The organism is Actinosynnema sp. (assembly GCF_052038725.1).
Window position 1 is genome coordinate 31,256 of the sequence record NZ_JBQGCX010000567.1, and the last position, 18,023, is coordinate 49,278.

The following is an 18,023-nucleotide window of genomic DNA, read 5'->3' on the forward strand; positions in this document are numbered from 1 at the left end:
GTTCGTGTGGCCCGTGTGGGTTTCCTGCTAGCCCTGGGTGAGTCCGCCGCTGTGGCAGGGGCACAATAGGGCGATATGTCTAGCGTCGGCCCGTAGTCGACGCCCGTAGTGAGCGAGGGGTGAATGCTGCTACTCCGCCGCGGCGATGTCGGCCAGGACGTGGCCGAGGTCAGGGCCACCCTCACCAAGCTGGGGCTGCTGACCGATCCGCACGCGTCACGGGTGTTCGACCTGTCGGTGGAACACGCGGTGCGCACCTTCCAGCAGCAGCGCGGCCTCATCACCGACGGCTTGGTCGGTCCGGCCACGTACCGCGCGCTGCGCGACGCGAACTACCGGCTCGGCGACCGCCCGCTGGCGTTCCTGATCGCCCAGCCGGTGACCGGCGACGACGTGCTGACCCTCCAGGAGCGGTTGCTGGAGCTGGGCTACGACGCCGGGCGCGCGAACGGCGAGTTCGGCCAGCAGACCGAGCAGGCCCTGCGCAGCTTCCAGAGCGACTACGGCCTGGTCGTGGACGGCATGTGCGGCCCGGACACGGTGCGCGCGCTGCGCCAGCTCCAGCCGAAGGTGCGCGGCGGCAGGCCGGTGTTCCTGCGCGAGCAGGAGCGGGTGCGCAGGGCGGGCCCGAGGCTGTCCGGCAAGCGCATCATCATCGACCCCGGTCACGGCGGTGACGACCGCGGCGTGGTGGTCGACGGCGTCGCCGAGGCCGACCTGATGCTGGACCTGGCGCGCCTGCTGGAGGGCAAGATGGCCGCCACCGGCATGGAGGCCCTGCTGACCAGGGGCCCGAACAACAACCCGGACGAGAGCGAGCGGGCGAGGTTCGCGAACGACGCGGGCGCCGACCTGATCCTGTCGCTGCACCTGGACGCGAACCGGTCCCCGCACGCGTCGGGCGTGGCGAGCTTCCACTACGGCACGGGCAACGGCACGTCGTCCACGGTCGGCGAGGGCCTGGCGGGCTTCATCCAGCGCGAGATCGTGGCGCGCACCGGGATGCAGGACTGCGGCACCCACCCGAGGTCGTGGGACATGCTGCGGATGACCCGCTGCACGGCGGTCCGCGTGGAGATGGGCTACCTGACCAACGCGGGCGACCGCGAGCGCCTGATGAACCCGGCGTTCCGCGACGTGGTGGCCGAGGGCGTGCTGGTGGCGGTGAAGCGCCTGTACCTGCTGGGCAAGAACGACCAGCCGACGGGCACCTTCTCCCTGGCCGACCTGGTCCGCCACGAGGTGACGCCGCAGGCGGGCTGAGCGCAGCCCGAACGCTGATGACGAAGGCCCCTGTGTCACGTGAAACAGGGGCCTTCGTCATACGCACTAGCCAAGACTTCTGAAGAAGTTCAGAATTGACGCATGTCGACCGAGGTCCAGTGGAGTCAGCTGCAGCGCGATCCGAAGAGCGTCGCCGCGCTCGCGGACGAGGGCGACGTCCGGGTGCGCAGGCGTGACGGCGCGGACCTGCTCCTGACCAGGGAGGACCGCGTCTCGGCTTCTGCGGAGGGAGCCGTGTCCGCCGCCAAGGCGCTGCGCAACGTCCTCAGCCACCTGCCGCCGGAGGCAGCAGCGGGCGCGCTGGTCGACGAGTTCCCCTGGGTCGACGTGCTCCCCGAGGACGATCGCGCGCACTTCGTGGCCGACTTCGCCAGGGCCTTCCAGGCGTCGGCCGAGCTGGGCCAGTGGTCCGTGCTGGCCCAGGTGGTGCGGGAGTGGCGGAACACGGCGGCGGTCCACGCGGATCCTGTCCTCGCGGCCGAACTGGCCCGGCCCGTGACAGACGACTTCGGCGTGGTTCCCGCGCCACTGAAGTCGTGACGTGGCGGGCAAGCGCGGAGACCGCGTGGCCTCTCCCGGCCGTCCAGGAGCCCGGGAAGCGCGCTTTGCCACCCCAGAAGCCGCGAAGGGGTGGGAGGAGCTGTGCCGAGCGGCGCGCTCGAACACCTGGGAAGCGTGGATCGTGCTGACCGAACGGCCCACCACGCCGGAGAACCTGGCCAGGCAACACCCACTGCGCGGCTCGCTCAGCACCAAGGTCGTGGGGGCCAGGACGCTGGAGCAGTGGTAGTACGAGGTCACTTCCAGCGGGCGCATCTGGTACTGCCCTGATCCGGAGAAGCGCGTCGTCTGGGTCGTGTACGCGAGCTGCGCACACCCCAAGCAGACCGACTAACGCACAGCAGCCCGTTGCGACCGCCTGAGCGCCCCTCAGGCGGGCCGGAAGCTCGGTTCCGCCGTGGTGACCGTGACGGTGTTCAGCAGGCGCTCCAGGGCCGCCTCGACGTCTTCCTTCCACGACGACGCGCTGCGCAGCTCCAGCCTGAGCCTCGGCCAGCGCGGGTGGGGGCGGACGGTCTTGAAGCCCACCTGGAGCAGGAAGTCGGCCGGGGTGACGCAGGACGGCTTGTCCTCGGAGGGCTGGTTGTCGCCGAAGGCCTCGATCGCCTTCACGCCGCGCCGGGTCAGGTCCTTCGCGACGCCCTGCACCAGGACCCGCGCGAGGCCGCCGCCGCGGAACTCCGGCAGCACCTCCAGCGAGGTCATCAGCACCGCGTCCGGGCTCACCGGGGAGGTCGGGAACGCCAGGGAGCGGGGGACCGCGGCGGGGGGAGCGTAGAAGACCGAACCGGCGGGGATGCCGTCGCAGTAGATGATGCGACCGCAGGAGCCCCACTCCAGCAGCACGCTGGAGACCCAGGCCTCCTTCTCGAACTCGGTGTCCCCGAACTCCTCGGCCTGCTCCTTGAGGTGTGGCGCCAGCTCCCAGAACACGCACGTCCGCCCGTGCTTGGACAGGTGCTCCAGGTTGTCCAGCGTGACGCCAACGACGCGACGCGACACCCGGACCTCCAGATTGTTAACCGCAAGGCGAACCACCATGAGGATAGGCGGATGTGACCCCGGCCCGGAAGCGGGATGCCCTGAACGGGACGGTGGTTACACTCAGCCGGGACCGACCTTCCCGGTACGCAGCCACCACGGAGTGCCCCCAATGACCGCACCCGGACAGCCCGCCAAGCAGGGCCCCAGAAGTCTCGACCCGCATCTGCGCAGGTACGCGGCGCGCACCGCGGGCATGACGGCATCGGAGATCCGGGCGCTGTTCGCGGTGGCGAGCCGTCCCGAGGTGGTGTCGCTGGCGGGCGGGATGCCCCACTTGGCCGCGCTCCCGATGGAGTCGCTGAGCGCCGAGGTCGGCCAGCTCCTGGCCACCGACGGGCTCGTGGCGCTCCAGTACGGCTCCGCGCAGGGCATCCCGGTGCTGCGCGAGCAGATCTGCGACGTGATGGCCCTGGAGGGCATCTCCGCGCACCCGGACGACGTCGTGGTGACCGTCGGCTCCCAGATGGGCCTGGACATGGTCACCCGGCTGTTCTGCGACCCCGGTGACGTGGTGCTCGCCGAGGGCCCGTCGTACGTGGGCGCGCTCGGCTCGTTCGCCGCCTACCAGGCGCAGGTCGTGCACGTGGGCATGGACGCCGAGGGCCTGGTGCCCGAGGCGCTGCGGGAGGCGATCGCGGGCGTCGAGCGCGCCGGGCGCCGCATCAAGTTCCTGTACACGATCCCGAACTTCCACAACCCCGCGGGCGTCACGCTCGCCGTGCAGCGGCGGGCCGAGGTGCTGGAGATCTGCCGCAGGCACAACATCCTCGTGGTCGAGGACAACCCGTACGGGCTGCTCGGCTTCGACGGCCAGACCTACCCGGCGCTGCGCTCCAGCGACCCGGACAACGTGGTCTACCTGGGCTCGTTCTCCAAGACCTTCGCCGCGGGCCTGCGGGTCGGCTGGGTGCTCGCGCCGCACGCCGTGCGGGAGAAGCTGGTGCTGGCCGCCGAGTCCGCCACGCTGTGCCCGCCCACGCTCAACCAGATGATCGTCTCCCGCTACCTGGAGACGCACGACTGGAAGGGCCAGATCAAGACCTACCGCGAGGCCTACCGCGAGCGCCGGGACGCGGCGATCTCCGCGCTGGAGCAGCACATGCCGGTTGGTTCCACGTGGAACAAGCCCGACGGCGGGTTCTACGTGTGGCTGTCCGTGCCCGAGGGCATCGACACCAAGGCGATGCTGCCGCGCGCGATCACGCAGCGGGTGGCGTACGCCTCGGGCACCGGTTTCTACGCGGACGGGTTGGGCAGCAGGCAGCTGCGCATCTCGTACTGCTACCCGACGCCGGAGCGCATCCGGGAAGGCGTCCGCCGACTGGCGAACGTCATCAAGGACGAGATGGAGCTGCACGAGACGTTCGGGCCCGCCGCGGGTCGCGCCGTCTCCGGTCCGCAGGCCCCCTCGCCCGACACCGCATGATCAGGAGTTGACGTTGTCCAACCGCTGGGTCGCAGTGCTGTCCGGTGGCCTTTCGCACGAGCGGGAGGTGAGCCTGCGATCCGGTCGGAGGCTCTCCGCCGCCCTGCGCTCGGCCGGTCTGGTCGTGGAGGAGTGGGATGCCGACGGGCAGCTCCTCAGCAGGCTGAAGGAGCACCGGCCGGACGCCGTGGTGGTCGCCCTGCACGGCGGCGAGGGCGAGAACGGCTCGGTGCAGACCATCCTGGAGCTGGCGGGGGTGCCGTTCGTCGGCGCCGACTCGCGCGCGTGCCGCCGGGCGTGGGACAAGCCGACCGCGAAGGGCGAGCTGTCCCGCGCCGGGCTGGCCACGCCGGAGTGGGCCGTCCTGCCGCACGCGACGTTCCGCGAGCTGGGCGCGCGGCCCGTGCTCGACTCGATGATCGACCGGCTGGGCCTGCCGCTGATGCTCAAGCCCGCGCAGGGCGGGTCCGCCCTGGGCGCGCAGGTGGTGCGCGACGCCGCGGACCTGCCGTCCGCGATGGTCGGCTGCCTCGCGTACGGGGACACCGTGCTGGCGGAGCGGTTCGTCGAGGGCGTCGAGGTGGCGGTCGCGGTGGTCGACGGCCCGGACGGGCCGCACGCGCTGCCGCCGGTGGAGATCGTGCCGGAGAGCGGGGTGTACGACTACACGTCCCGGTACACCGCCGGGCTGACCGACTTCCACGCGCCCGCGCGCCTGGACGAGGTGGCGGCGAAGGCGGTGGGGGAGCTGGCGGTGTCGGCGCACCGGCTCCTCGGGCTGCGGGACGTGTCGCGGACCGACGCGATCGTGGCGCCGGACGGGACCGCGCACTTCCTCGAGGTGAACGTGTCGCCGGGGCTGACCGAGACCTCGACGCTGCCGATGGCGGTGGAGGCGGCGGGCACGTCGCTCGGGGAGATCTACGCGGCGTTGATCGAGCGCGCGGTGTCCCGCTGAGCCCGGTGCGCTGAACTTTTGCCACGAATACGGCCCGTGTCCAACCGGACACGGGCCGTATTCGTCACCGTTACATAAGTCCCTGGGGTCATCCCATGCTGTCGGAACGACCTTGCTGGGCCCCTTCCGGCGACATGAGACCGATGATCCGCTCCAGGTCGTCCACCGAGCCGAACTCGACGACGATCCGGCCCTTCCGCTGACCCAGCTCGACCTTCACGCGCGTGTCGAAGTTGTCCGACAGCCGCTCCGCCAGCTCCTGCAGCCCCGGCGCCTCCACCGGCTTCCGCTTGGCCTGCTTCGCCTTCGCGGGCTCCGCGCCCCTCGCCAGCACGACGGCCTCCTCGGTCGCCCGCACCGACATGCCCTCGGCGACGATCCGGGTTGCCAGGTCCTCCTGCGCGCCGGGGTCGTCCAGTCCGAGCAGCGCCCGCGCGTGACCGGCCGACAGCACGCCCGCCGCCACCCGGCGCTGCACGGGGAGCGGGAGCTTCAGCAGCCGGATCGTGTTGGTGACGACCGGGCGGCTGCGGCCGATCCGCTCCGCCAGCTCCTCGTGGGTGACGTCGAACTCCTGCAGCAGCTGCTGGTACGCCGCCGCCTCTTCGAGCGGGTTCAGCTGCACGCGGTGGATGTTCTCCAGCAGCGCGTCCCGCAGCATCGCGTCGTCGGCGGTCTGGCGGACGATCGCCGGGATCGTCTTCAGGCCGGCGAGCTGGGTGGCGCGCCATCGGCGCTCACCCATGACGAGTTCGTACTGACCCGGCTTGAGCAGTCGCACGACGATCGGCTGCATGAGGCCGAACTCGCGGATCGAGTGCTCCAGCTCGTGCAGCGCGTCCTCGTCGAACACGTGGCGCGGCTGCTTCGGGTTGGTCCGGATCGAGGTGACCGGCAGCTCCTGGTACACCGCGCCCGCCACCTCGACGGGCGGGGGAGCGGCGGCGGGCGGCTCCTCGACGGCCGGTCGCGCAGGGGCGCCGCTGGGGACGCTCCGGAGCGGGGCCGGTGCACCCGGCGGGGGACCGCTCGGGATGAGGGCCGCGAGCCCGCGCCCCAGGCCACCCTTGCGCTGTTCCGTCATGCCAACCCCATCTCCGAGCCGTAGACCGCGATCTCCCGAGCGGCGTCGAGGTAGCTCATCGCGCCTCGTGAGCCCGGATCGTAGGCCAGGATGGTCTGCCCGTAGCCCGGTGCCTCGGACACCTTCACGCTGCGGGGGATCACGGTCTTGAGCACGGTGTCGCCGAAGTGGCCGCGCACCTCGCTGGTCACCTGGTCGGCGAGCTTGGTGCGACCGTCGTACATCGTCAGCAGGATCGTGCTGACGTTCAGGTGCGGGTTGAGGTGCGCCTGCACCAGCTCGATGTTCCGCAGGAGCTGACCGAGCCCCTCCAGCGCGTAGTACTCGCACTGGATCGGGATCAGGACCTCCTGGGCCGCGCACATCGCGTTGACCGTCAGCAGGCCCAGCGACGGCGGGCAGTCGATGAACACGTAGTCGGGCTGGAAGTCGTCCAGCGCCTCCGGGCTCAGCGCCTCCTTGAGGCGGGACTCGCGGGCCACCATCGAGACGAGCTCGATCTCGGCGCCCGCGAGGTCGATCGTGGCGGGCACGCAGTAGAGGTTCGGGGAGGCGGTGCTCTGCTGGGCGGCCTCGGAGATGGAGATCTCGCCGATCAGCACCTCGTACACGGACGGGGTGCCGGAGCGGTGCTCGACGCCGAGCGCCGTGCTCGCGTTGCCCTGGGGGTCGAGGTCGATGACGAGAACCTTGAGCCCGTGGATGGCCAGCGCGGCGGCGAGGTTGACCGTGCTGGTCGTCTTGCCCACGCCGCCCTTCTGGTTCGCCACGGTCAAGACGCGGCGCCGGGTGGGCTTGGGGAGTTGGAGGGAGTCGGGATGCAGGACGCTAGTGGCGCGAGCTGCTTCCTCCGCGATCGGGGTCCACACGGTGCTGTCTCCTACCGGGTCCGCGTTGTCGTCAGGCCGGGACTCCAGCCCGACCCCACCTTCGTTCGGCTCGGTTTCACGTGGAACAGCCGTTTCACGTGAAACAGCGGGCTCCCGGAACTCCGGGACGAGGTGTCCGCCCACCACCTCACCGAGCCTTCCTTGCTCTGCGGTCCTTCCGGGCCGCCGGTTCAGCGCGCTCGACGACCACCAGCGTCGTCGGCACGTCGAGCACGTCACCGCCGCAAGAGGCCACGCGCGGCCGGACACCGCCGGCCCGCCGCACCGCCTCCGCGTCGCGGTCGATCTCCTCCTGCGCGCTCTCGCCCTTGAGGGCGACGAGGTGGCCGCCCGGCCGCAGCAGCGGCAGGCACCACCCGGCGAGCCGTTCGAGCGGGGCCACGGCGCGCGCCGTCACGACGTCCCTGTCCGCCAGCCGCTTCCGCACCGGCCCCTCCTCGGCCCGACCGCGCACCACCTCGACCTGCAAGCCGAGCGCGTCGACCACCTCGGCCAGCCACGCGACCCGGCGGGCCATCGGCTCCAGGAGCACCAGCTCCAGATCCGGCCGAGCGATCGCCAGGGGGATGCCGGGCAGGCCCGCACCCGAGCCTACGTCCACGACCTTGCTCCCCTGGGGAAGCAACTCCGCGACAACGGCTGAATTCAGGACGTGCCGCTCCCAGAGGCGGTCGACCTCTCGGGGACCGATGAGCCCGCGCTCGACCCCGTGCTCGGTGAGCATGGCGGTGAACTCCACCGCCTTGGCGCTGTGCTCGCCGAAGACCCGTTCAACGCGGGCATCAACTTCTCCGGTCATGTCTCCCGTTCCACGTGAAACCACACGCCGCTCAGAACGCGGGTGGGGGTGAGGGGTGCGGCCTCCGCCGGGCGTCGCGCCCGTGAACTGTGCCGACGACCACTATGACGGATCACCCCGGCGACACGCCAAACGCCGTGACGAGATCGACGCTGTTTCACGTGGAACAGGGGGTGGTGTTTCACGTGAAACGGGGGAGCGGGTCTGCGGGCGGAGCGTCACGCGCGCGACTCGGCCGCGAGGCCAACCTCAAGCGCGACCGCGCGGGGTCGCGCTCCAGGCGGGGTCGCACCGCGGTGCGACCGGACTTCGGGTGCTGCGCTTCAGGTCGGGCAGAGCGACGAACTCGGGGACGGGTCAGGCGCGTCCCGGCGCGATGCGCCTCGGCGAGCGCGGTCCGGTTCGAGCGCGTCCCGGTTCAGCGTGGCCGCGCCGAGGCACGGCCACGTTCCACGCGCGACCACGTTTCACGTGAAACTCGGCAGGTGCCCGTGCGGCGGCGCGGCGCGCAGGAGTTCCAACCCGAAGTCGACGGACTCGACGTGGTCGAGCGCGGGCACCTGGTCGAGCGGGAACCAGGCCGCCTCGTCGGTGGACCCGTCCACCTCGAAGGTCAGCTCGCCGCCGACGACCTTGGCCTCGTAGATGATGCGCAGCCGGTGGTAGTCGTACTCCAGTCCGTCGACGTTGCTGACGCGCTTGCCAACCGAGGTCTGCATCCCGAGGAGCCGCTGGACCTCCACGTGGTACCCGGTCTCCTCGTGGACCTCCCTGATGACCGCGTCGTAGGGGTCCTCGCCGAACTCGATCCCGCCACCCGGCAGGATCCACAGCTTCTCGCCGGAGCCGATCCAGCGGGAGAGGAGCATCTTCCCGTCGTCGATGACGACCGCGTAGGCAGCCACGCGGAACTTCCTCGGGTTGAGCTGAGTCATCCACGGACCGTTTCACGTGAAACACGAGAGCGGAAGAGGCTTGGCGAGTGGGGTGGATGACCTTCGCGGGAGGGGTTCGAGTGCTAGGGGTGACCGGCTGAGGCGGGAGCGCCAAGAGGCGGGTGCTTCTCCCAGAAGCGTTCTCTCCGGAAAACCGCCCGCGCGAAAAACCCACCCCGCCGAACCCCGCGCCTCCTCGCGCCCGCCCCGGACGGCTGGACGGCGCGGCAGCCGGGCAGTCGGGCAGTCGGGCAGTCGGGCAGCGTGACGGCCGAGCCACCCCGACACCTCCGGCGGCAGCACGGGCCGATTCTCGGAACCACCCCGGACAGCAGAACGGCCCGGTCCCCACCGGGGACCGGGCCGTCGTGCTCACGTCGCGCCCCTGGGGGCCGCGTCCGCGCTCAGCTCTGCGGGAGGACCACGACCCGCCGCTGGGGCTCCTCGCCCTCGCTCTCGCTGTGCACGCCCGCCACCGCGGCGACCGCGTCGTGCACGACCTTGCGCTCGAACGGGGTCATCGGGTGCAGCCGCACCTTCTCCCCGCTGGCGGCGACCTTCTCCGCCGTGGTCCGGCCCAGCTCGGCCAGCTCGGCGCGCCTGCCTGCCCGCCACCCGGCGATGTCGAGCATGAGCCTGCTCCGCACGCCGGTCTCCTGCTGCACCGCCAGGCGGGTCAGCTCCTGGAGGGACTCCAGGACCGTCCCCCTCGGGCCGACGAGCTTCTCCAGGTCGTCGCCGCCGTCGATGCTGACGATGGCTCGCCCGGCCTCGACGTCCAGGTCGATGTCGCCGTCGTAGTCCAGCAGGTCGAGCAGGCGCTCCAGGTAGTCACCGGCGATGTCGCCTTCCTGGACGAGCAAGTCCTCGGCGGAACCGGACGACCGGTTCTCCGCCACGCCCTCCGAGTCCGCCTCAGGCGCGTCCACGTCGGCCGCCTGCAACGTCTCCGACACGTTGTCTCCTCTCCAGGGACGCGAGCGCTCAGCGGCGCTTCTTGTTGCCCTGCTTCTTGCTTGGGGAACGGTCTGGGCTCAGACCGGAAATCTGGTTCGCCGAGCTGTCCGACGTCGTGCCCTCGTCCGCCGCACCGCTGTCCGGGGTGGCGGTGGGCTTGGGGGCCGTGCCGTTCTTGGGGCGCTGCGTCGGCGGCTTGAGGCCCGCCGCCTTGGCGTTGACGGCCTTCACACCCGCGTTGCGGACCGGCTTGGCGCCGGGCTTCGGCTTCGTGCCGGGCTTGGGCGCGAGGTTCTGGCGCTGCTCGATCGCCGCCGCCTTCTGGGCGGCTTCCTCGCGGTCGATGCGGCCGTACACGACGCGCTGCTGCATCAGGGTCCAGCCGTTGTTGCTCAGCCAGTAGAGCAGGATCGCGACGGGGAAGAAGAAACCACCGGCGAGCGCGCCCAGCGGGAAGACGTAGACCACCAGCTTGTTCATGATGGCGGTCTGCGGGTTCTCCGCGGCGGCCTGCGTCTGGCGGGCGACCGAGTGGCGACCGGTGAAGTGCGTGGCGACCGCGGCGACCACGGCCAGCGGGATGGCGACCGCCATGACGGCGGTGCGCGAGGTGCTGAACAGCTCCAGCTGGTCGGCGGGCATCGTGATGAACGTCGACAGGTTCGCGCCGAAGAGCTTGGCCTGGACGAACGAGTCCACCCCGGCCTTGTCGAAGAAGTAGACCTCGCCCCAGCCGGGCTTGAACGAGCGCAGCACGTGGAACAGACCGATGAACACCGGGATCTGCACCAGCATGGGCAGGCAGCCGCCGAGCGGGTTCACGCCGTGCTCGGCCTGGAGCTTCTGCATCTCCTGGGCCTGGCGCTGCCGGTCGTTCGCGTACTTCTTCTTGATCTTCTGGAGCTCGGGGGCGAACTCCTGCATCTTGCGCATCGAGCGGACCTGGCCGACGAACGGCTTGAACAGCAGGGCGCGCAGGGTGAAGACCAGGAAGATCACGGACAGGGCCCAGGCGATACCGCTCGACTCGCCGAAGATGCGCCCGAACACCCAGTGCCAACACCACAAGATGAAGGACACCGGGTAGTAGATGAAGTTGAGCACTGAGCTACTCCTCGGCAGCGACGTCGGGGACCCGTTTCGGCGGAACGGGGTCCAGGCCTCCAGGGTGCCAGGGTCCGCAGCGGCCGAGTCTGCGCACGGTCAGCCAACTGCCGCGGAGCGCACCGTGGACGGTCAGGGCTTCCACCGCGTAGGAGCTGCACGTGGGGTGGAAGCGGCAGGTGGGGGGCAGGTACGGCGAGATGAACCGCTGGTAGAAGCGGATCGGCAGCACCAGTACCCGCACCGCGGGGCGGACGGGCGCGGGGTCGGTCATCGGACCAGCCTGCGCAGCGCGGCGTCGACGTCCTCGGCCAGCTCGGCGCTCGACGCGGTCGCCGCCGGGGGCAGCGCGCGCACCACGAGGGACGAGCCGCTGGGCAGCGACGCCAGTCGGTCCCGCAGCACGTGGCGCAGCCTGCGGCTGACGCGGTGGCGGACGACGGAGTTGCCGACGGCCTTGCTCACGACGAAGCCCACCTTGGACTCTGCGTCCAAGGTGGGCTGCACCGGAATCATGGCGTGCACGACCAGCCGAGGCCGTCCTGCTCGGCGGCCTCGGCGGACCACCAGGCCGAAGTCCTGGCTGCGGGTCAGCCTGCCGGCCGCTGGGAGCACGGCGGCGCGGCGATCAGGCGGAGAGCTGCTTGCGGCCCTTGGTGCGGCGCGCGGACAGGATCGCGCGACCCGCACGGGTGCGCATCCGCAGCCGGAACCCGTGCGTCTTCGCACGACGGCGGTTGTTGGGCTGGAAGGTGCGCTTACCCTTGCTCACGGTCGGACTCCCGAGTGCTTAAAACTGCAAAGCAGGTCTGTGGTTGTCCCCTGCGCCGGTGAGGCGCGCAGGCACGCTAAACGCACCTCGCACAAGACGGGAGACTCTGTAGAGAGTACGCAGCCCGGGTGCGTTGACTCAAATCGGGGGTCCCCCGGGGCCGCGCGGGGGCGGCCGACCTGCGGTCCTTGTGGCACCGGCGGTGACCTTGTTAGCGTGCTCCCTCCGCGTGCGGTCGTGGCAGGAGCGCCAGGCGCACGGGCGAGCACGACGTCCGGGGAGCAACGGGGGGACCGCTGCGCCCGGGTCCCACGTCAATGCACAGTTGTGGATAACTCTGTGGATACCTCTATTCTCCGGGTCCACGTGTGGACGCTCCCCGCCGTGCGGGGGTCTTCCACAGGGGGAGTGCGAGGGGAGGGGAGCGCGGAGGTGTCCGACCACCAGGCCGACTTGGGTCTCGTGTGGGAGCAGGTGGTGGAGGAGCTGGCGAACAGCGCCCTCTCGTCCAGCACCCTGTCCCCGCAGCAGCGCGCGTGGATGCGGGTGACCCGGCCGATCGGCCTGCTCGACGGGACGGCCCTGCTCGCGGCGCCCAGCGACTTCGCCAAGGAGGCGATCGAGCGGGCCCTGCGCGAGCCCATCACGGCGGCGCTGTCCCGCAGGCTCGGCCGCGCGGTCTCGCTCGCGGTGAAGGTGGACTCGCCGGAGCCGCCGATGGCGAGCGGCCCGCCGACGACCCCGATCCCCGTGCCCATGCCGCCGGTCCCGCCGAGCGTCGCGCACGGCATCACCTTCGGCCAGCAGGTGCTCGGCCCGGTCGGCCCGAACGGCCAGACCTCGCTGCCCATAGGCGGTCAGGCCGACGGCCCCGCAGGTCCGCAGCCCCCGGCCCCGACCGGTCTCCCGCTGGAGCAGCCCGCGAACGCGCAGGCGCCCGCGGAGGGCGCGGAGTCGGACGCCGAGCCGGAGGAGGGCGACGAGGAGCGCGAGACGCTCGCGACCGTCAACGAGATCTGGCCGAAGTTCTCCGGCGGCGCGGGCGGTCAGCCGACCCCGCCGAGCGGGACGCCGTTCACCCGGCCCGCGAACCCGGCCTCCTCGCAGACCCGGTTGAACGAGAAGTACAACTTCGACACCTTCGTCATCGGCGCCTCGAACCGGTTCGCCCACGCGGCGGCGGTCGCGGTGGCCGAGGCTCCCGCCAGGGCGTACAACCCCTTGTTCATCTGGGGGGAGTCCGGTCTGGGGAAGACGCACCTGCTCCACGCGGTCGGGCACTACGCGCAGCGGTTGTTCCCCGGCATGCGCGTTCGCTACGTGTCGACCGAGGAATTCACGAACGACTTCATCAACTCGCTGCGCGACGACCGGAAGGTCGCCTTCCAGCGCCGCTACCGGGACATCGACGTCCTCCTCGTGGACGACATCCAGTTCCTGGAGGGCAAGGAGGGGACGCAGGAGGAGTTCTTCCACACCTTCAACACCCTCCACAACTCGAACAAGCAGATCGTGGTGTCCTCGGACCGGCCGCCGAAACGGCTGGAGACCCTGGAGGACCGGCTGCGGACGCGGTTCGAGTGGGGCCTGATCACGGACATCCAGCCGCCCGAGCTGGAGACGCGGATCGCGATCCTGCGGAAGAAGGCGGCGCAGGACCGGTTGGCGGCGCCCGCCGAGGTGCTGGAGTTCATCGCGGCCAGGGTGGTGCGGAACATCCGCGAGCTGGAGGGCGCGCTGATCCGGGTCACGGCGTTCGCGTCGCTGAACCGGCAGCCGGTCGACGTCCAGCTCGCCGAGATAGTGCTGCGCGACCTGATCCCGGACTCGCACGTCCCGGAGATCACCGCGCCCACCATCATGGCGGTGACCGCAGAGTTCTTCGAGGTCACCATCGAGGACCTGTGCGGCCCAGGGAAGACCAAGGTGCTGTCCACGGCCAGGCAGATCTCCATGTACCTGTGCCGCGAGCTGACGGACCTGTCGCTGCCGAAGATCGGGCAGACGTTCGGCGGCCGGGACCACACCACGGTCATGTACGCGGACAAGAAGATCCGCAAGGAGATGGCCGAGCGCAGGCGCATCTACGACCAGGTCCAGGAGCTCACCTCGCGCATCAAGCAGCGCTCGCGCTACCTGGTGGCGCCCCCGGTCGATCCGGCCTGACCTGGGCCTTCCAAGCCCTCGCAGGGGGCCGGTATTCCGTACTAAAAACTACCGTTCACCGCTTCAGAGCTACCGATGGGCGCTTCTCCACGAGGAGGGGCGCCCATTCCGCTTTTCCGCCACTTGGAGCGTTTTCGCAGGTGGGAGCACTGTTTCGGGCGCATCGGACGGCCGTCGAGTTGTCCACAGAGTTATCCACAGACAACTGCATATTCGGACTAAAATTCCCAACAGCAGGAATTTTCTACTGTGAGTCTGTTCCGATTCCACGAATCGTCACTCTGTGGTGTGGGGATTCCAACATAGAGTTACCGAGGGGTTGTTGAGAACCCGGGGATAACTACCCCCAAACCCGGGGATGAGCCCGGGGATAAGTCGGCCGCATCTGTGGACCGATGGGCGGACCATCTGAGTTATCCCCGGGGACACCGAGTTGTCCCCGGGTTCATCCCCGGGTTATCAACAGGGGGTCACCACCTCTGAACTGCGAAAACGGCGGTTATCCACACTTTCCACAGGCCCTACTGCTGTTGCTGTTCTCTCCCTTGAAGAGAAGAAGAACTGAAAAACAGGCGGCGGGGAGGGCGGGAGGGCTCGGTCGATCGGTGGTCGATCGGGCCTGGACCCGAGGTGACGGACTGGCGGTCGACGCTCTACGGTGGTGAGCCTGAAGTCCCCGGGGTCGAGGCCAGTCCGGACAGGGACACCGACCCCAGGGGGCGACCCGTGCCAGGACACCCCGATCGCAACCGCTCCAGTTGCGCCTCCCGCTGTGCCGCACCGAGGAAGGACGCCCCATGAAGATCCGCGTCGAGCGCGACGGTCTGGCCGACGCCGTCGCCTGGGTCGCCCGCAGCCTGCCGTCCAGGCCGCCCGTCCCGGTCCTCGGCGGCGTCCTGCTCGACGCGGGTGCGGAGGACGGCTCCGGCGACGCGCTGACCGGCTCCGGCTTCGACTACGAGGTCTCCGCCCAGTGCGGCGTCCCGGCCACCGTCTCCGACGGCGGCAAGGCCCTCGTCTCCGGCAAGCTCCTGGCCGACATCACCAAGGCGCTGCCGAACCACCCCGTCGAGATCAACGTCGACGGCGCCCGGATGACCATCAGCTGCGGCAGCGCCAAGTTCAGCCTGCCGACCATGCCGGTCGAGGACTACCCGGCGCTGCCGTCCATGCCGCAGCTCGCGGGCGAGCTCCCCGGCGAGGTCTTCGGCGAGGCCGTCGCCCAGGTCGCCGTCGCGGCGGGCAAGGACGACACGCTCCCGATGCTCACCGGCGTCCGGCTGGAGATCGCGGACGGCAAGCTCGTGCTCGTCGCCACCGACCGGTTCCGGCTGGCCATGCGCGAGTTCGAGTGGACCCCCGACGAGACGCTCGGCGACGTCGCCGTCCTCGTCCCGGCCAAGACGCTCAACGACTCCGCGAAGACGCTCGGCGCGTCCGGCGCGAAGGTCGAGCTGTCCCTCGCCGCCAACGACGGCCTCCTCGGCCTGTCCGGCAACGGCCGCCGCACCACCACCCGGCTGCTCGACGCGGACTTCCCCAAGTACCGCCAGCTGCTGCCCAGCGAGCACTCCGCCGCCGCGATCATCAGCGTCGACACCCTGGTCCAGGCGATCAAGCGGGTGTCCCTGGTCGCCGAGCGCGGCACGCAGGTCAGGCTGGAGTTCGGCGACGCGGGCCTCAAGCTCTCCGCCGGTGGTGACGACGAGGGGAGCGCCGAGGAGGAGCTGCCCGTCGACTACCAGGGCGACCCGGTGACCATCGCGTTCAACCCCACGTACCTCCTGGAGGGCCTCCAGGCCGTCCGGACGCCGAGGGCGCACTTGTCCTTCACCACACCCAGCAGGCCGGCACTGCTCAAGCCCGTGAACGAGGATGGGGAGGTGGCGGAGGGCTACGTGTACCTGCTCATGCCCGTCCGCCTGCCCGGCTGATCCACTCAGCGGGGATCTACTCGATCAGGGAGAGAACGACCGTGCAGCTCGGAATCGTCGGCCTCGGCAAAATGGGCTTCAACATGCGCGAGCGGGTCCGCCGCGCTGGTCACGAGGTCGTCGGCTACGACCGCAACCCGGACGTCAGCGACACCACGTCGCTCGCCGACCTCGCGGCCAAGCTGACCGGCCCCAGGGTGGTCTGGGTGATGGTCCCCGCCGGGGAGATCACCAGGAACACCGTCGCTGAGCTCAGCGAGGTGCTCAGCGAGGGCGACCTCGTCATCGACGGCGGCAACTCGCGGTTCACCGACGACGCCCTCAACGCCGCCAAGCTGGCCGAGAAGGGCATCGGCTACCTCGACTGCGGCGTGTCCGGCGGCGGCTGGGGCCTGGAGACCGGCTACGGCCTGATGGTCGGCGGCGCCGCCGCCGACGTCGAGCGCGCCATGCCGATCTTCGACGCGCTGCGCCCCGAGGGGCCGCGCGAGGAGGGCTTCGCGCACGCGGGCAAGCTCGGCGCGGGCCACTTCGCCAAGATGGTGCACAACGGCATCGAGTACGGCCTGATGCAGGCGTACGCCGAGGGCTTCGAGCTCCTGGAGGCCTCCGAGCTGGTCGAGAACGTGCCCGCCACCATCAAGGCGTGGCAGCGCGGCACCGTCGTCCGCTCCTGGCTGCTCGACCTGCTGGTCAACGCCCTGGAGTCGGACCCGGAGCTGGACGACCTGCGCGGCTACGTCGAGGACTCCGGCGAGGGCCGGTGGACCGTCGAGGAGGCGATCAACCACGCGGTCCCCGCGCCGGTGATCTCCGCCGCGCTGTTCGCCCGCTTCGCGTCGCGCCAGTCCGACTCGCCCGCCATGCGCGCGGTCGCGGCGCTGCGGAACCAGTTCGGCGGGCACGCCGTGCAGACCGCGGGCCCGACCTCCGGTTCCGGCAGCACGCAGGGCTGACCCCGAGTTGTACGTCCGGCACCTCCAGGTGACCGACTTCCGGTCGTGGGAGCACGCGGACCTGGCCTTCGAGCCGGGGGTCAGCGTGCTGGTCGGTCGCAACGGCCACGGCAAGACGAACCTGGTCGAAGCGCTCGGCTACGTCGCCACGCTCGGATCGCACCGGGTGGCGTCGGACGCGCCGCTGATCCGGAGCGGCGCCCAGCGCGCCGTCGTCCGGACGGCGGTGGTCAACGAGGGGCGCGAGCTCCTCGTCGAGCTGGAGATCACTCCGGGCAGGGCGAACCGGGCGCGGGTCAACCGCGGCCCGGTTCCCCGGCCCCGCGACGTGCTCGGCATCCTGCGCACGGTGCTGTTCGCGCCGGAGGACCTGTCGCTGGTCCGGGGCGACCCCGGCGAGCGCAGGCGGTTCCTGGACGAGCTGCTGACCCTGAGGGCGCCCCGGTACGCCGGGGTGCGCTCGGACTACGAGCGGGTGCTGCGGCAGCGCGGGGCGCTGCTGAAGACGGTGCGCTCGGTGCGGTCGGCGGAGCTGGGCACGCTCGACGTGTGGGACGGGCACCTGGCCAGGCACGGGGCCGAGCTGCTCGCGGCCAGGCTCGACCTGGTCGCCGCGATCGCCCCGCACGCCGCCGCCGCGTACGCCGAGGTGGCCCCCGAGTCGCGGCCCGCGCTGCTGTCCTACCGGTCGAGCCTGGGGGAGGCGTTCCCCGGCGCGCACGACCGGGAGGTGCTGGAGGACGCGCTGCTCGCCGAGCTGCACCGGCTGCGCCCGCAGGAGATCGACCGGGGGGTGTGCCTGGTCGGCCCGCACCGGGACGACCTGGAGCTGTCGCTGGGGGAGCTGCCCGCGAAGGGCTACGCCAGCCACGGCGAGTCGTGGTCGTTCGCGCTCGCGCTGCGGCTGGGCGCGTACGAGCTGCTGCGCGAGGAGGGCGCCGAGCCGGTGCTGGTGCTCGACGACGTGTTCGCCGAGCTGGACCGGGGCAGGCGGCGGCAGCTGGCGAAGGTGGCTGCGGCGGCCGAGCAGGTGTTCATCACCGCCGCGGTCGCCGAGGACGTGCCCGAGGAGCTGGACGCCGTGCGGTTCCACGTCGGCCACGGGGAGGTGCGGCGTGACTGAGCCGCCGCTAGACCGAACGGGTGTGACTCG

General features: G+C 70.8%; 18 protein-coding genes. 8 read left to right on the forward strand and 10 right to left on the reverse strand.

The window, feature by feature from the left end:
• The first annotated feature begins 123 nt into the window (after nt 1–123).
• Nucleotides 124–1,263, forward strand: a complete 1,140-nt coding sequence (locus ACTUAL_RS11555; protein ID WP_015805755.1) for an N-acetylmuramoyl-L-alanine amidase — start codon at nt 124–126, stop codon at nt 1,261–1,263.
• Nucleotides 1,264–1,365: 102 nt separating this feature from the next.
• Complete coding sequence (locus ACTUAL_RS11560) at nt 1,366–1,824, forward strand: DUF6247 family protein (protein WP_440900252.1); 459 nt, start codon at nt 1,366–1,368, stop codon at nt 1,822–1,824.
• A 390-nt stretch (nt 1,825–2,214) separates the two neighbouring features.
• Here the strand turns inward: ACTUAL_RS11560 and ACTUAL_RS11565 are convergent, their stop codons facing one another.
• Entirely contained in the window at nt 2,215–2,847 is a 633-nt protein-coding gene (locus tag ACTUAL_RS11565; RefSeq protein ID WP_015805756.1) for a GNAT family N-acetyltransferase, read from the reverse strand.
• A 151-nt stretch (nt 2,848–2,998) separates the two neighbouring features.
• Between ACTUAL_RS11565 and ACTUAL_RS11570 the strand changes: the two genes are divergently transcribed.
• Both ACTUAL_RS11570 and ACTUAL_RS11575 read left to right on the forward strand, forming a co-directional pair.
• Nucleotides 2,999–4,315, forward strand: coding sequence for an aminotransferase-like domain-containing protein (locus ACTUAL_RS11570; protein ID WP_096497521.1), 1,317 nt, complete (start codon nt 2,999–3,001; stop codon nt 4,313–4,315).
• 13 nt (nt 4,316–4,328) lie between these two features.
• Complete coding sequence (locus ACTUAL_RS11575) at nt 4,329–5,273, forward strand: D-alanine--D-alanine ligase family protein (protein WP_096497522.1); 945 nt, start codon at nt 4,329–4,331, stop codon at nt 5,271–5,273.
• Between the two features lie 88 nt (nt 5,274–5,361).
• Here the strand turns inward: ACTUAL_RS11575 and ACTUAL_RS11580 are convergent, their stop codons facing one another.
• The 9 genes from ACTUAL_RS11580 to rpmH all read right to left on the reverse strand — a co-directional run bounded on the left by ACTUAL_RS11580 (nt 5,362) and on the right by rpmH (nt 11,814).
• Nucleotides 5,362–6,357 carry a ParB/RepB/Spo0J family partition protein gene (locus tag ACTUAL_RS11580; RefSeq protein WP_440900253.1) on the reverse strand — a complete coding sequence of 332 codons (996 nt, stop codon included), beginning with the start codon at nt 6,355–6,357 and terminating at the stop codon, nt 5,362–5,364.
• The gene (locus ACTUAL_RS11585; protein WP_041838671.1) at nt 6,354–7,274 is read right to left on the reverse strand and encodes a ParA family protein; all 921 of its coding nucleotides are present in this window, start codon (nt 7,272–7,274) and stop codon (nt 6,354–6,356) included. The genes ACTUAL_RS11580 and ACTUAL_RS11585 overlap by 4 nt, the downstream gene beginning before the upstream one ends.
• 100 nt (nt 7,275–7,374) lie before the next feature.
• Complete coding sequence (gene rsmG / locus ACTUAL_RS11590; RefSeq protein ID WP_440900254.1) at nt 7,375–8,046, reverse strand: 16S rRNA (guanine(527)-N(7))-methyltransferase RsmG; 672 nt, start codon at nt 8,044–8,046, stop codon at nt 7,375–7,377.
• A 467-nt stretch (nt 8,047–8,513) separates the two neighbouring features.
• Complete coding sequence (locus ACTUAL_RS11595) at nt 8,514–8,981, reverse strand: NUDIX hydrolase (protein WP_015805762.1); 468 nt, start codon at nt 8,979–8,981, stop codon at nt 8,514–8,516.
• A 404-nt stretch (nt 8,982–9,385) separates the two neighbouring features.
• A complete protein-coding gene (locus tag ACTUAL_RS11600; RefSeq protein WP_096497525.1) occupies nt 9,386–9,937 on the reverse strand; it encodes a Jag family protein in 552 nt (183 codons plus the stop codon).
• Nucleotides 9,938–9,965: 28 nt separating this feature from the next.
• Nucleotides 9,966–11,042, reverse strand: coding sequence for a membrane protein insertase YidC (gene yidC, locus ACTUAL_RS11605; RefSeq protein ID WP_096497526.1), 1,077 nt, complete (start codon nt 11,040–11,042; stop codon nt 9,966–9,968).
• Nucleotides 11,043–11,046: 4 nt separating this feature from the next.
• Nucleotides 11,047–11,316 carry a membrane protein insertion efficiency factor YidD gene (gene yidD, locus ACTUAL_RS11610; RefSeq protein ID WP_015805765.1) on the reverse strand — a complete coding sequence of 90 codons (270 nt, stop codon included), beginning with the start codon at nt 11,314–11,316 and terminating at the stop codon, nt 11,047–11,049.
• On the reverse strand, nt 11,313–11,657 hold the full coding sequence (gene rnpA, locus ACTUAL_RS11615) for a ribonuclease P protein component (RefSeq protein ID WP_096497527.1): 345 nt from the start codon (nt 11,655–11,657) through the stop codon (nt 11,313–11,315). Before rnpA ends, yidD begins: the two co-directional genes overlap by 4 nt.
• Nucleotides 11,658–11,670: 13 nt before the next feature.
• A complete protein-coding gene (gene rpmH, locus ACTUAL_RS11620) occupies nt 11,671–11,814 on the reverse strand; it encodes a 50S ribosomal protein L34 (protein WP_015805767.1) in 144 nt (47 codons plus the stop codon).
• Nucleotides 11,815–12,246: 432 nt separating this feature from the next.
• Here rpmH and dnaA point away from each other — a divergent pair, with 432 nt between their 5' ends.
• From dnaA to recF, 4 genes are all read left to right on the forward strand, one after another.
• Nucleotides 12,247–13,980 carry a chromosomal replication initiator protein DnaA gene (gene dnaA / locus ACTUAL_RS11625; protein WP_096490921.1) on the forward strand — a complete coding sequence of 578 codons (1,734 nt, stop codon included), beginning with the start codon at nt 12,247–12,249 and terminating at the stop codon, nt 13,978–13,980.
• 797 nt (nt 13,981–14,777) lie between these two features.
• A complete protein-coding gene (dnaN, locus tag ACTUAL_RS11630) occupies nt 14,778–15,914 on the forward strand; it encodes a DNA polymerase III subunit beta (protein WP_440900255.1) in 1,137 nt (378 codons plus the stop codon).
• A gap of 23 nt (nt 15,915–15,937) precedes the next feature.
• On the forward strand, nt 15,938–16,870 hold the full coding sequence (gene gnd / locus ACTUAL_RS11635) for a phosphogluconate dehydrogenase (NAD(+)-dependent, decarboxylating) (RefSeq protein WP_440900267.1): 933 nt from the start codon (nt 15,938–15,940) through the stop codon (nt 16,868–16,870).
• 7 nt (nt 16,871–16,877) lie between these two features.
• The gene (gene recF, locus ACTUAL_RS11640; RefSeq protein WP_096490924.1) at nt 16,878–17,993 is read left to right on the forward strand and encodes a DNA replication/repair protein RecF; all 1,116 of its coding nucleotides are present in this window, start codon (nt 16,878–16,880) and stop codon (nt 17,991–17,993) included.
• Nucleotides 17,994–18,023: the final 30 nt, after the last annotated feature.